11 protein-coding genes are annotated in these 12,092 nt (G+C 48.6%); 6 read left to right on the top strand and 5 right to left on the bottom strand.

Translation table 11 applies throughout. The annotated features are described in order from the left end of the window. Nucleotides 1–6: 6 nt before the first annotated feature. Nucleotides 7–1,137 (bottom strand): glycerate kinase family protein, encoded by a 1,131-nt coding sequence (locus KG118_RS07635; protein ID WP_117712024.1) that lies wholly within the window; start codon nt 1,135–1,137, stop codon nt 7–9. A 129-nt stretch (nt 1,138–1,266) separates the two neighbouring features. Here KG118_RS07635 and KG118_RS07630 point away from each other — a divergent pair, with 129 nt between their 5' ends. The 3 genes from KG118_RS07630 to KG118_RS07620 are packed head-to-tail and all read left to right on the top strand — an operon-like array spanning nt 1,267 to nt 3,620. After that, the gene (locus tag KG118_RS07630; RefSeq protein ID WP_117711926.1) at nt 1,267–1,869 is read left to right on the top strand and encodes an IMPACT family protein; all 603 of its coding nucleotides are present in this window, start codon (nt 1,267–1,269) and stop codon (nt 1,867–1,869) included. A 20-nt stretch (nt 1,870–1,889) separates the two neighbouring features. Continuing rightward, on the top strand, nt 1,890–3,017 hold the full coding sequence (locus KG118_RS07625) for an HpaII family restriction endonuclease (RefSeq protein ID WP_117711924.1): 1,128 nt from the start codon (nt 1,890–1,892) through the stop codon (nt 3,015–3,017). Nucleotides 3,018–3,050: 33 nt separating this feature from the next. Beyond that, the gene (locus KG118_RS07620) at nt 3,051–3,620 is read left to right on the top strand and encodes a nitroreductase family protein (RefSeq protein ID WP_117711922.1); all 570 of its coding nucleotides are present in this window, start codon (nt 3,051–3,053) and stop codon (nt 3,618–3,620) included. A 39-nt stretch (nt 3,621–3,659) separates the two neighbouring features. On the opposite strand, the gene gcvP is transcribed toward KG118_RS07620, so the two are convergent. From gcvP to KG118_RS07600, 4 genes are read right to left on the bottom strand one after another with little or no spacing between them, the layout of a single operon-like run. Then, a complete protein-coding gene (gene gcvP / locus KG118_RS07615; protein ID WP_117711920.1) occupies nt 3,660–6,509 on the bottom strand; it encodes an aminomethyl-transferring glycine dehydrogenase in 2,850 nt (949 codons plus the stop codon). A gap of 22 nt (nt 6,510–6,531) precedes the next feature. Beyond that, complete coding sequence (locus tag KG118_RS07610) at nt 6,532–7,170, bottom strand: MBL fold metallo-hydrolase (RefSeq protein WP_117711918.1); 639 nt, start codon at nt 7,168–7,170, stop codon at nt 6,532–6,534. A gap of 31 nt (nt 7,171–7,201) precedes the next feature. After that, a complete protein-coding gene (rsmG, locus tag KG118_RS07605) occupies nt 7,202–7,822 on the bottom strand; it encodes a 16S rRNA (guanine(527)-N(7))-methyltransferase RsmG (protein ID WP_117711917.1) in 621 nt (206 codons plus the stop codon). A 38-nt stretch (nt 7,823–7,860) separates the two neighbouring features. Next, nucleotides 7,861–8,718, bottom strand: a complete 858-nt coding sequence (locus KG118_RS07600) for a DUF3298 and DUF4163 domain-containing protein (RefSeq protein WP_117711915.1) — start codon at nt 8,716–8,718, stop codon at nt 7,861–7,863. 172 nt (nt 8,719–8,890) lie between these two features. Between KG118_RS07600 and KG118_RS07595 the strand changes: the two genes are divergently transcribed. The 3 genes from KG118_RS07595 to KG118_RS07585 all read left to right on the top strand — a co-directional run bounded on the left by KG118_RS07595 (nt 8,891) and on the right by KG118_RS07585 (nt 12,029). Beyond that, nucleotides 8,891–9,256 (top strand): hypothetical protein, encoded by a 366-nt coding sequence (locus tag KG118_RS07595; protein ID WP_233514899.1) that lies wholly within the window; start codon nt 8,891–8,893, stop codon nt 9,254–9,256. A 205-nt stretch (nt 9,257–9,461) separates the two neighbouring features. Beyond that, nucleotides 9,462–11,678 carry a TonB-dependent receptor gene (locus KG118_RS07590; protein ID WP_213388396.1) on the top strand — a complete coding sequence of 739 codons (2,217 nt, stop codon included), beginning with the start codon at nt 9,462–9,464 and terminating at the stop codon, nt 11,676–11,678. 39 nt (nt 11,679–11,717) lie between these two features. Then, nucleotides 11,718–12,029, top strand: coding sequence for a heavy-metal-associated domain-containing protein (locus tag KG118_RS07585; protein ID WP_117712020.1), 312 nt, complete (start codon nt 11,718–11,720; stop codon nt 12,027–12,029). The last annotated feature ends 63 nt before the right edge of the window (nt 12,030–12,092 follow it).

Genomic DNA, 12,092 nt, shown 5'->3' with positions numbered 1-12,092 from the left:
GGGCGGCTACCGGATAATCCTGCATATTTGTTCTACGGTACGGCGGATATTCATTCGCGTAAATTCCGGTTGCATAGCTTTTTCCGGAGTGACGGGACTTGGAGTTATGGAGAATATCCCATGAAATCCGGCATGCGTAAGAATGTCCGTATCTTCTATGCCACCCGCTATCAGGATGACGGGAATGTTCAGTTTTCTTGCTTCCGTTAGTATGCCGTACGGTACTTTTCCCATAACTGTTTGTTTGTCCGATTTCCCCTCTCCGGTGATAATCAAATCGGCGGTTCTTATCTGTTCTGCAAAGTTCTGCGTTTCCAGCACGAGTTGTATGCCCGGCTTCAGTTCGGCATTAAGGAATGCCGACAGACTTCCGCCCATTCCGCCGGCTGCCCCTGCTCCGGGATAGGTAGATATGTCCTTTCCGGTGACCCGGAAGACGACGGCTGCCAGATGCCGCATATCTGCATCCAATGTTTCTATCATAGCTGCGTCGGCTCCTTTTTGCGGGGCATATACGTATGCCGCTCCATTCGTTCCGTAGAATGGGTTTTGTACATCGCAAGCAACGGTAAAGGTACATTTGGAGAGTAAGGGGTGGACGGACGAAGTGTCTATGGCATCAACTTCACTCATTATCTGCCCTCCATAACCCAAAGTATTTCCGGTTTTATCCAGAAAGCGGAATCCCAATGCTTGGAGCATTCCCAATCCGGCGTCATTTGTGGCGCTTCCGCCCAGACCGATGATAAAATGCCTGCATCCGCGGTCCAGCGCATCCCGTACCAGTTCGCCCGTTCCGAAGGTTGTTGTCAACATAGGGTTACGTTTTTCCGGGGAGACGAGTGGAAGTCCGCTGATAGCTGCCATCTCGATAAAAGCCGTCTGCCTGTCACCGGAAATGCCGTAACGGGCCTCGCGAAGTTCCATTAAAGGACCGTGAGCCTGTACGCTGATACCCTTTCCATGAGTAGCGGCAATTAGGACATCCAGCATGCCTTCGCCGCCGTCGGCTACTGGGATGCGGATAACTTCACATTCCGGCAATGCGGCGTGTAAGCCTTCGCCAGCCGCCGCTTCGGCCTCTGCAGATGTGAGACAACCTTTGAAAGAGTCTATGGCAAGAACCGCTTTTTTGATCGGGGGGGTATATATTTTCATAAGAGGATATTCTTTTTTTGTGGGAAGATGACTTCTTTCTTCTGCAAAGATAAAGTTTTTTGATAGCTATCAAAAGGCGGATAGCAAAAAGTATAGTATCTTTGCAACATGAGTGAAGATACGTATAAAACCATTGCCACCCCGTCCGAAGGAATTTATACCGAGAAGCGCAGTAAATTTATCGCTATCGCTTTGCCGGTACGTACGGTTGAAGAAGTAAAGGCGCATCTGGAAACTTATCAGAAGAAATACTATGATGCCCGCCATGTGTGTTATGCTTATATGCTGGGGCACGAGCGCAAGGATTTTCGTGCTAATGATAATGGAGAACCGTCCGGTACGGCAGGAAAACCTATCTTGGGGCAAATAAATTCGAACGAACTGACGGATATTCTGATTGTCGTAGTCCGCTATTTCGGCGGTATAAAGTTGGGTACGAGCGGGCTGATAGTAGCTTATAAGGCCGCCGCTGCCGAGGCTATCGCTGCTGCTACTGTTATTGAAAAGACAGTGGACGAAACGGTGACCGTTCTCTTTGAGTATCCTTTTATGAATGATGTAATGCGCATCGTGAAGGAAGAAGAACCGGAGATGCTGGAACAGTCGTATGATATGGACTGCCGTATGAAGCTCCGCATCCGTAAGTCGATGATGCCCAGGTTGAGGGTGCGTCTGGAGAAAGTGGAAACTTTACGTTTTGAGGAAGAGTAATAATAAAAAATAGAATTGATATGGCATTTGAAGCAACTAAGCGTGAATTGGGCGAACTTTATACATTCTTTCGTCTGTTGGCGGACGGAAAAGTTTTTCCGGGTACTCCGAACGCGCAGAGAGATGACAAAAAGTGTTGGCCTGTGGCGCTGATACAGAGAGAGGAGCATGACGGTACGCGCCGCTATTATATCGGGGAAGAGGATGTACGCATTGTCAGCGGTACGGTGGAAAAGGACGGTGCATTCACAGTATCGGCAGATAAAGAGGAACTTTTGTTCCCCCGTGCGGACTTTGGCGATGCGGCGGAAATCATACTCTATCTGTTGAGGAATGAGCAAGGTGAGGAAGTGGAAGTTTCCGAAGGGCTGGAAGCTTTTCTGGATGCTGTGAACATTTACGATTTGGAGTCCAAGACTGATGACCGTACAGACTTCTCCGTAGCTTTTTGGAGTGCAGACGCTCCGTTGACGGGATTCACTGTCCGTTGCCGTCTCAGCCGTATGAATCCTTTGCTGGATGGGGGACGCACAGCCAATCTGAAGTTGGAGCAGAGCGGCGTAAAGTTTGCCGTGCCCACTGTGAACAAAGTGAATGCCTTGCCTGAATCGCCTACGGAAGTTGCCGAACGTATGCTGATGATTGAACGGTTGGGCGGTGTATTGAAGTATTCCGACGTTGCTGACCGCGTGTTCCGTTGTAACCTGCTGATGATAGACCTTCACTTTCCCCGTATGCTTGCCGAAATGGTGCGTATCATGCACTTGGACGGTATCACCCGTGTTTCCGAACTGACGGAACGCATCAAGGAAATGAATCCCCTGAAGATAAAGGATGAATTGATAAACAAACACTGCTTCTACGAGTTTAAGATGAAACAGTTTTTGCTGGCGCTTGCACTGGGTATGCGTCCTGCAAAGATTTACAACGGTACGGACTCTGCCGTAGAAGGATTGTTGCTGGCTAATGGAGACGGTGAGGTGCTCTGTTATCATAAGTCCGACCGACAGGCTTTTGCCGACTTTCTTTACCGGAACACCCGTTTTGAAAAAGGTTCGGTGGATAAAGATAAATACGGCTTCTTGGAACGGGAGAACGGTGTGTACTACTTTAAGTTGAATGTAAAAATAGGGTTGCTGAAACGCTGACCCCAATCATAGAATTGTAAAAACAAACATACAATGTTGAACGAAGTATTAGAAAACATTAAGTTGCGCCGCAGTGTGCGCGTTTATACAGAACAACAGGTTTCCGCAGAAGATTTGAACCTTATACTGGAAGCGGCAACGTATGCCCCCAGCGGTATGAATTTCCAGACTTGGCATTTTACCGCCATTCAGGATGCAGCCATACTGACCGAACTGAATGAAAAGATAAAGGGTGCTTTTGCCAAGAGTGATGATGCCCGTATGCAGGAACGCGGACACAGTCAGACCTACTGCTGTTATTACCATGCCCCTACCTTGATTATCGTTTCCAATGAGCCCACTCGCTGGTGGGCATCTATGGACTGTGCATGTGCCTTGCAGAATATCTTTCTTGCCGCCAAATCTTTAGGCATCGGCTCTTGTTGGATTAATCAGGTGGGACAAACCTGTGATGACCCCGATGTGCGTGCTTTCCTTACCAAACTTGGTATTCCCGAGAATCACCGTGTGTACGGCTGTGCCGCTTTGGGCTATGCTCCTGAGAATGCTCCGGTGAAAGATAAGAAATTGGCAGAAGGCACGGTTACTGTAATCCGTGCCTAAAAAATCATCAGGTATGTTTTGACACCTTCTCTTGGTATTCTATTCAAAGCATCCGTAGCATGTGGGCAACAGTTTACGGTCCCCCAGTGTATTATCTACCCGCGCCACGTTCACCCAGAATTTGTTATCGCGAACACTTTCTATCGGATAGGCTGCTTTCTGCCGGGTATAACTGTGTTCCCATGTGTCTGCCACTACTTCATATTCGGGATGCGGAGCATTTATCAGCACATTGTCTGTCTTGTCCGCTTCGCCGTTCTTCACTTCCTGTATTTCTTGCCAGATAGTGAGCATTACGTGTACAAAGTTATCCAGTTCGGCAAGGCTTTCGCTTTCTGTCGGCTCTATCATTAATGTGCCGTGAACGGGGAAGGAGAGGGTAGGCGCGTGATAGCCGTAGTCCATAAGGCGTTTGGCAATATCGTTTTCGCTGATACCTGTTTCTTCGTGTACTTTGCGACACTCCAATATCATTTCGTGCCCTACGAAGCCGGTTGCTCCGCGATAAACGATGCCGTAGGTATCATTGAAACAAGTAGCCAGATAATTGGCATTCAGAATGGCTATCTTGGTGGCGCGTGTCAGTCCTTCGGAGCCCATCATGCGGATGTAGCCGTAGGTGATAGGCAGAATTCCCGCGCTGCCGAAAGGAGCTCCCGATACTTGGTTGGCAGCATTGCCGAACAGTTCGTGACCCGGCAAGAATGGAACCAAATGTTCGGCTACACAGATAGGGCCTACACCCGGTCCGCCGCCGCCATGAGGAGAGGCGAATGTTTTGTGCAGATTCAGGTGGCAGACATCCGCACCGATAAATCCGGGATTGGTCAAACCTACTTGGGCATTCATGTTGGCGCCGTCCATATAAACCTGTGCGCCACAGGCATGGATAATCTTGCAGATTTCCACGATTTCCGTTTCAAAGATGCCGTGAGTAGAGGGGTAGGTAATCATCAATGCGGCGAGGTCGGCCTTGTTCTCTTCGGCTTTGGCACGCAGGTCGGTCATGTCGACATTTCCTTGTTCATCGCAGGCGCAGGTAACTGTGGTGAAACCTGCCTGAACTGCCGAAGCGGGATTAGTGCCGTGGGCCGAAGCGGGTATCAGTACTTTGTTGCGGTGTCCTTGTCCGATGCTTTCCAGATAGGCACGGATTACGCGAAGCCCCGCATATTCTCCGGCAGCGCCGGAATTGGGTTGCAGGCTCACTCCGGCAAATCCGGTTATCACTTTCAGTTCTTCGCTGAGGTTATGTATCAGTTCGTGATACCCCTCTGCTTGGTCTTCGGGAACGAGCGGGTGCATACTCATGAATTCCGGACGGCTGAGCGGCAGCATTTCGGCGGCGGCATTTAACTTCATGGTGCATGAGCCGAGGGAAATCATGGAGTGTGCCAATGAGATGTCCTTGCGGTCCAACCGCTTGATGTAGCGCATCATTTCCGTTTCCGTATGGTATTTGTTGAATACCTCGTGCGTCAGGTAAGCGCTTTGACGCCGGAACACTTCCGGAATGGTGCAGCTGTCGGGGATGTCAGCGGCTTTGGTGTAGTCTTTGCCGGCTGCGATGCCGAAAATGGAAAGCAGTACGTTGACTGCAACCAAGTCCGTTGTTTCGTCAATGCTCATGCCTACATCTCCATTTTTGAAGTAGCGCAGGTTCACCTCTTTGCTCAGGGCAACGGTGCGGACTTGTTGTGCCGATACACCGTCGGGCAGTGCAAAGCGGAGCGTGTCGAAGTACCGGGAGTTCACTTGCCTGTATCCTAATTCATTGATTTCCTTTTCCAGATATGCGGCGATATTGTGAATGCGTTCTGCAATGGTGCGTATGCCTTCCGGTCCGTGATATACGGTATAGAAACCTGCCATTGTAGCCAGCAACGCCTGTGCGGTACAGATGTTGGAGGTAGCCTTCTCACGTTTGATGTGTTGCTCGCGGGTTTGCAATGCCATACGGTAACATAGCTTCCCGTATTTGTCTTTAGACCAGCCGATGATACGTCCCGGCATATTGCGCTTGTACTCGTCGCGTGTGGCGAAGTAGCCGGCAGACGGACCGCCATAGAACATCGGTGTGCCCAGTCGTTGGGTAGTTCCGAATACGATGTCAGCTCCCCATTCTCCCGGCGGAGTAAGCAGGGCAAGGCTCAGTATATCGGCGGCAACAGCTACTTTGCAGCCTGCAATATGTGCTTTCTCTACAAAAGAGCGGTAGTCTTCTATGTTTCCGTTGGCATCCGGATACTGCAATATGCAAGCGAAGACATCCGGGGTCAGTTCCAATTCATTGTATTTACCCGTCCGTATCTCGATGCCCTGCGGGATGGCGCGGGTGGTGATGACAGCCAGTGTTTGCGGGAATACGTTTTCGTCTACAAACACTACATTGGCCCCTGCTTTCTGCATATCGCGCGGACGCAGTGCATACATCATCGTAACGGCTTCGGCAGCGGCGGTTGCTTCATCCAACAGGGAACAGTTGGCAAGGGGCATACCGGTGAGGTCGCAAACGGCGGTTTGAAAATTCAGCAGAGCTTCCAGTCGTCCCTGCGACACTTCTGTCTGATAAGGCGTATAGGAAGTGTACCAAACGGGATTCTCGAATACATTGCGTTGGATTACGGCAGGCGTAATGGTGTTGTACCACCCCATGCCGATATAAGTAGTGTATAGTTTATTTTTAGCTGCCAGTTTCGCTATATGTTGTCCGTACTCATATTCGGTCATCGCTTCGGGCAGAGCCAGCGGCTCTTTAAGACGGATATTTGCAGGAATGGTTTTTTCAATCAGGTCGTCCAGACTTGCCACGCCGATTTTGCGGAGCATCTGTTCTTCATCCCTCTTGCTGATACCGATGTGACGGTTAGCCAACAGATCGTTTTTCATACGTATATATTATTTAAAGTTGTTATCTAAAGAACGGATTCTCCGCCTTTTCTATGCCGATAGTTGTAGGTGCTCCATGTCCCGGATAAACAATCGTTTCATTGGGGAGTATGAACAGGCGGCTGCATATATGTTCTATCAGTTCGTCGAAGTTACCCCCGGCAAGGTCGGCGCGGCCGATACTGCCTTGAAACAGTACATCGCCGGAGAACATACAATGGTCTGCCGCACAATAGTAGACCAAGCTGCCCGGTGAGTGTCCCGGTACATGGATGGCTTCCAGTTCCGTATTGCCGAAGGTGATGATGTCTCCGTCGTGCAGGTAAGTACCTAATGGCACGGGCGGTTCCTGCAACTGGAAACCGAACATACGGCTTTGCTTGGGTGCTTCGTCAATCCAGAACTCGTCGGCTTGGTTGGCTTCCGCTTTCAGTCCGAATTCTTTCAGCATGAAAGGATTTCCGAAGATGTGGTCCAGATGCAGATGCGTGTTCAGCAGATGTTTCACATTCAGCTCGTTGTTGATGATAAAGTTCTTTAAAGCCTGTTTCTCTTCTTCGTAGAAGCAACCGGGGTCGATGACTACGGCTTCGTTGGTTTCGTCCCACAGTACATAACAGTTCTCCGGGAACATATTAAATTCAAATCTCTTTATCTTCATAATGCTATATTTACTGTAATAAATTCTTCTTTCAGACTGTTACGTATACCGCTTTCTTTGTTTCGAAGAATTCCTCCTCGAAGAACTCCTTCAAGTCCCACATCGTAGTTTTGTTTTTGACGGGCATCGCTTCTTTCTCCAGTTCGCCGCCTTTCAGGCAGATAAGTCCGTTGGGCAGTGCATTCTGTTGTTTGGGGGAGATGTTCTTGCGGATAATTTTCAATAAGTCGGTAAGGGGCATTACGGCACGGCTCACAACGAAGTCGAACAGCTGTTTTTCTTCTTCGGCGCGTGCATGGCGGGTAGTTACGTTTTTCAGTCCGATGCTGTCGGCTATTTCGGTGGCAACACGCACTTTCTTACCGATACTGTCTACCAGATGAAACTGTACTTCGGGGAAAAGTATGGCCAACGGAATACCCGGGAATCCGCCTCCTGTACCCAAGTCCATGATTTTCGTACCCGGAGTGAAACGGACGACTTTGGCTATGCCCAAGGAATGGAGAACGTGGTGCTCGTACAAGTTCTCAATATCTTTACGTGAAATAACGTTTATTTTGGAGTTCCAGTCCGTATAGAGGTCGTAGAGTGCGGCAAATTGCCTTTTCTGTTCTTCTGTCAGGTCCGGAAAGTACTTTAGGATGAGTTCCATTACTAATACTAAGTTTTTAAGCTTTTGATTTTTTGGGGTTATGAGTTGCGCACTTCGTTCAGTGCCATAGTGTCGTCGCTCAGCAGATGTTGCATCATTTCGTACGGCAATGTTATCTTTACAGGTCCCATTACATAAGGAGCGATGTCATATACATTATAATAGAACGTGATGCCTTCTTTGCTCAGATAGAAGTTCTCGGTCGGTGTCAGGTCGCCGGTAGTGACGTAGCCCATGTCTTCCAGTTCCTGACGGGTGGCTACTTTGTTGTCGGCCATAAGCTGGTTCCACAGGAGGTCTGTTAGCTGCTCCTTGTAGTCGCCTACGAACAAATCGTCCAGACGGATAGGGGCCAATGTGCGCAGGTCGAAGTTGAGGAAAGTGGACATATAGATGCCGTGCGCGCCGCCGGTATATTCGTTGTAATCTATGCGGTAGACGAGCAGATGCCCGGTGTACAGTTGCACGTGGCTTTCTATACCTTTATAGTAAGAGTACCATGCACCCATATCTTCTGCATTTTCCTTGTCTTGTTCGTCTTTCTTGTACATCGGTTCCAAGTCTTTGCGGTAGTCGCTGACGTATTTTCCGGTGTATTGTTTTACGGCTTCTTCGGGACTCATATTCATATATTTCTCACCGAAGCAGGCAGAAAGGAAATAGGTGTTCAGGCTGTCCTTCATCTTCTCGTCGGAAGATTGGGAAGCATACGTAAGGTTGATGATGAGGTTGCATGCCGGTTTGGCGGTATCACCGAAAAGGTGGGCGGTTTCGTTCACTTGTATACTGTCGAACTCCAACGCTCCGGCGTTTTTGTTCATGATGTTACCGCAAGAAAAGAAAAAGCCGCTTGCCGCAAGCAGAAGGACAAGTAGGCTGACAGTTTGCTTTTTCATATTGAATTTTGTTTATAAATCAACATTTCAATCAGGAATCTTTATCGACAAATATAGAACTTATTAACGAACTCCACGCATAAAAAAGGAAAAATTAATTCCTGCAAACGGTTAAAACTTTCTATCTTTGCCGGCGTCTATGAAGAGGCTCCGTTACATACTCGCTATACTAATGTCCTCACTTATTATTGTAAGTGGGGCGGGAGTTTCTATTATCCATTATTGCTGTTCGGGATGCCAGACGGAGCAACGTTGCTGCACGTCCGGTTGTTCGAAATGCGAGAAAGCGCACCATTCATCACAGGAAACCTGCAAAGATACCGGTTGTACTACCTTCCACTATAAAGTGGATGTGATGAAGCATATACAAGGAGCGTCTTCGACAGTACCCGTCTGCACATTATACTGCGAGCAGTTGCCGCAGTTTGGTTGCCTGTTGCCGGAGGGACTGCCGGTGACTGAACCCCAAGTCTATTCACCGCCACACTATCGCAGTTCCAGGCATTATCTGGCGCTTTATTCCACACTTCTTATTTAGAGAGATATCCTTGCAGGAGAGTGTTTGTTCCCTGTCAGGGAACGGTCTGTTCCTTGCCGTGAAACTTGTTGTTCCCTACCTGGGAACGATAGGTTTCATCTCATGGAACAGACGGTTTCACCCCGTGGAACGAATCGTTTCACCTCATGGAATGAATGTTTTTAATTGTTTTATTGTGAAATTTCAAAATAAGAAAGAATCAGATATGAGATACATATGGTTAATATTGCTGTCTTTTCCTTTTATCACCTTGCAAGCACAGGTAAAGGGAATGGTAAAAGATAATCTTGGTGAACCGGTTGCCGGAGCCAACCTTTTTTGGATGGGGACGACGCAGGGGGTTACTACCTCTGCCGATGGAACTTTTTCCCTCGCAAAACCTGCCGGTAAGCATATGCTGGTGGTCAGTTTCATTGGTTTTGAGAACGATACGATACATGTGAACGGCCGTGATGAAGTGCTGGATATAGTGCTTCGCGATGGTGTGGAACTGAGCGAAGTCAATGTTGTCAGCCGCAGGCTTGGGACGATGAAGTTGCGCAGCAGTGTGATGAACGAGGACATGATAAGCAGTGCCGAACTTACACGCGCTGCCTGTTGCAACCTCGGGGAGAGTTTCGTGACCAATCCCTCGGTAGATGTGACCTATTCCGATGCCGCTACGGGAGCCAAGCAAATCAAACTGTTGGGGCTGTCAGGCACTTACGTACAAATGATGACGGAAAACATTCCCAATTTTCGCGGAGCGGCAGCTCCGTACGGATTAGGGTATGTGCCCGGTCCGTGGATGCAAAGCATACAGGTGAGCAAGGGTAGCGCATCCGTCAAAAACGGTTACGAGGCCATCACCGGGCAAATCAATGTGGAATTTAAGAAACCCCAGTTGCCCGAAGCCGACTGGTTGTCAGTCAATCTTTTCGGTAGTACCACCAATCGTTACGAAGCCAATGCGGATGCCACTGTGAAACTTTCCAAGCGTTGGAGTACTTCATTGCTGGCGCATTATGAAAACGAAACCAAAGCCCACGACAGCAACGATGACGGCTTTGCCGATATTCCTCAGGTGAAACAATACAACGTATGGAACCGTTGGGCATATATGGGCGACCGCTACGTATTTCAGGCAGGCATCAAAGCCTTGTCCGAAGACCGTAACAGCGGGCAGGTGAGCCATGAAGGCAATCATCCGGCCGACCCTTACAAAATATCCATCGGAACCGACCGTTACGAGGCTTTCACTAAAAACGCTTATATTTTCAATAAGGAGAAGAATACCAACCTTGCGCTTATCCTTTCCGGTTCTCTGCACAGGCAGGATGCCGTGTACGGACGCAAATTGTACGATGTAGACCAGCACAATGCCTATGCGTCCCTTTTGTTCGAGACGGAACTCGGCAAGCGTCACAGTCTGTCTACGGGACTGAGTTTCAACTACGATTCTTACAATCAGCATTATCGCCTGACGAATGATGCGGAGCAACCTCTTACGAGACAGTTCGTAAAGGAAACCGTTCCGGGGGCGTATGTGCAGTACACCTATAATCTGGATGATAAACTTATCCTGATGGGGGGTATCCGTGGCGACCATAGCAGCGAGTACGGTTATTTTGTCACTCCCCGTTTCCATGTAAAGTACAATCCCAATGAATATGTACATTTCCGTCTCTCTGCCGGAAAAGGCTATCGCACCAATCATGTCCTTGCCGAGAATAATTACCTTTTGGCAAGCAGCCGCCGGATGGATATTGCCCGGAACCTCAATCAGGATGAGGCGTGGAATTACGGAGCGAGCGCTTCCGCTTATATTCCCTTGTCCGGCAAAACGCTGAACCTGAATGCGGAATATTACTATACGGATTTCCTCAGGCAGGTAGTGGTGGATATGGATACCGATCCGCATGCCGTTCTGTTCTACAACCTCAACGGACGGTCGTACTCGCAGGTGTTCCAAGTGGAAGCCACCTATCCGTTCTTTCCGGGATTCACCCTTACGGCAGCCTATCGCTGGACGGATGCCAAGACTACTTACAACGGACAGTTGCGGGAAAAACCGCTTACCGGCAAATACAAAGGATTGCTTACCGCTTCGTATCAGACTCCGCTGGGTTTGTGGCAGTTCGATGCAACCTTGCAGTTGAACGGTGGCGGCCGTATGCCGACCCCTTACGAACTGGGAGACGGTACATGGTCGTGGGAACACCGCTACAATGGCTTTGAACAGCTAAGTGCGCAGGTCACCCGTTATTTCCGTAACTGGTCTGTCTATATCGGAGGGGAAAACCTTACCAACTTCAAGCAAAAGAACCCCATTATCGATGCTGCCAATCCTTGGGGAAGTAACTTTGATGCCACTATGGTATGGGGGCCTATGCATGGGGCAAAAGCATACATAGGTGTGCGTTTTAATATTCCGAGAGTATGATTTCTCAATTAATAACTAATTACTAAAATGCGTTTCAATATGAAAACAAGAAAGATTTTTATTGCCTTAGCAGTTGTATTGCTGAGTGCAACGACAGTTATAGCCAAAGACCTGCGTACCGCAGTGTTCAAAGTGTCACAAATGACGTGCGAGAACTGCGTGAAAAAGATAAACAGCAATATCCGTTTCGAGAAAGGGCTGAAAAAGTTCAACACGGACTTAAAGACGAAGACGGTGACTATCACTTACGACGCCGATAAGACCGATATTGAAAAACTGAAAGAAGGCTTCAGAAAGTTTCATTACGAAGCTGAGTTTGTGAAAGAGAGCAAACAGGAGGATAAGAAGTAATTGAACAAACGGCTCATTCCGGTTGTTGCTTTAGTGGATTCAGAGTAACAACCCCCTAAAAAT

The sequence above is a fragment of the Bacteroides propionicigenes genome (assembly GCF_018390535.1).
GTDB classification, from domain to species: Bacteria; Bacteroidota; Bacteroidia; order Bacteroidales; family Bacteroidaceae; genus Bacteroides; species Bacteroides propionicigenes.
Note: the sequence above shows the minus strand (reverse complement) of the source record. Positions and strands in the feature narration are given on the sequence as shown.

Excerpts from the sequence above, each read along its gene's own strand:
- gcvP (WP_117711920.1), bottom strand. The coding sequence starts at position 6,509 with ATGAAAAACGATCTGTTGGCTAACCGTCACATCGGTATCAGCAAGAGG.
- KG118_RS07590 (WP_213388396.1), top strand. The coding sequence starts at position 9,462 with ATGAGATACATATGGTTAATATTGCTGTCTTTTCCTTTTATCACCTTG.
- KG118_RS07600 (WP_117711915.1), bottom strand. The coding sequence starts at position 8,718 with ATGAAAAAGCAAACTGTCAGCCTACTTGTCCTTCTGCTTGCGGCAAGC.
- KG118_RS07630 (WP_117711926.1), top strand. The coding sequence starts at position 1,267 with ATGAGTGAAGATACGTATAAAACCATTGCCACCCCGTCCGAAGGAATT.
- rsmG (WP_117711917.1), bottom strand. The coding sequence starts at position 7,822 with ATGGAACTCATCCTAAAGTACTTTCCGGACCTGACAGAAGAACAGAAA.
- KG118_RS07585 (WP_117712020.1), top strand. The coding sequence starts at position 11,718 with ATGAAAACAAGAAAGATTTTTATTGCCTTAGCAGTTGTATTGCTGAGT.
- KG118_RS07595 (WP_233514899.1), top strand. The coding sequence starts at position 8,891 with ATGTCCTCACTTATTATTGTAAGTGGGGCGGGAGTTTCTATTATCCAT.
- KG118_RS07625 (WP_117711924.1), top strand. The coding sequence starts at position 1,890 with ATGGCATTTGAAGCAACTAAGCGTGAATTGGGCGAACTTTATACATTC.
- KG118_RS07620 (WP_117711922.1), top strand. The coding sequence starts at position 3,051 with ATGTTGAACGAAGTATTAGAAAACATTAAGTTGCGCCGCAGTGTGCGC.
- KG118_RS07610 (WP_117711918.1), bottom strand. The coding sequence starts at position 7,170 with ATGAAGATAAAGAGATTTGAATTTAATATGTTCCCGGAGAACTGTTAT.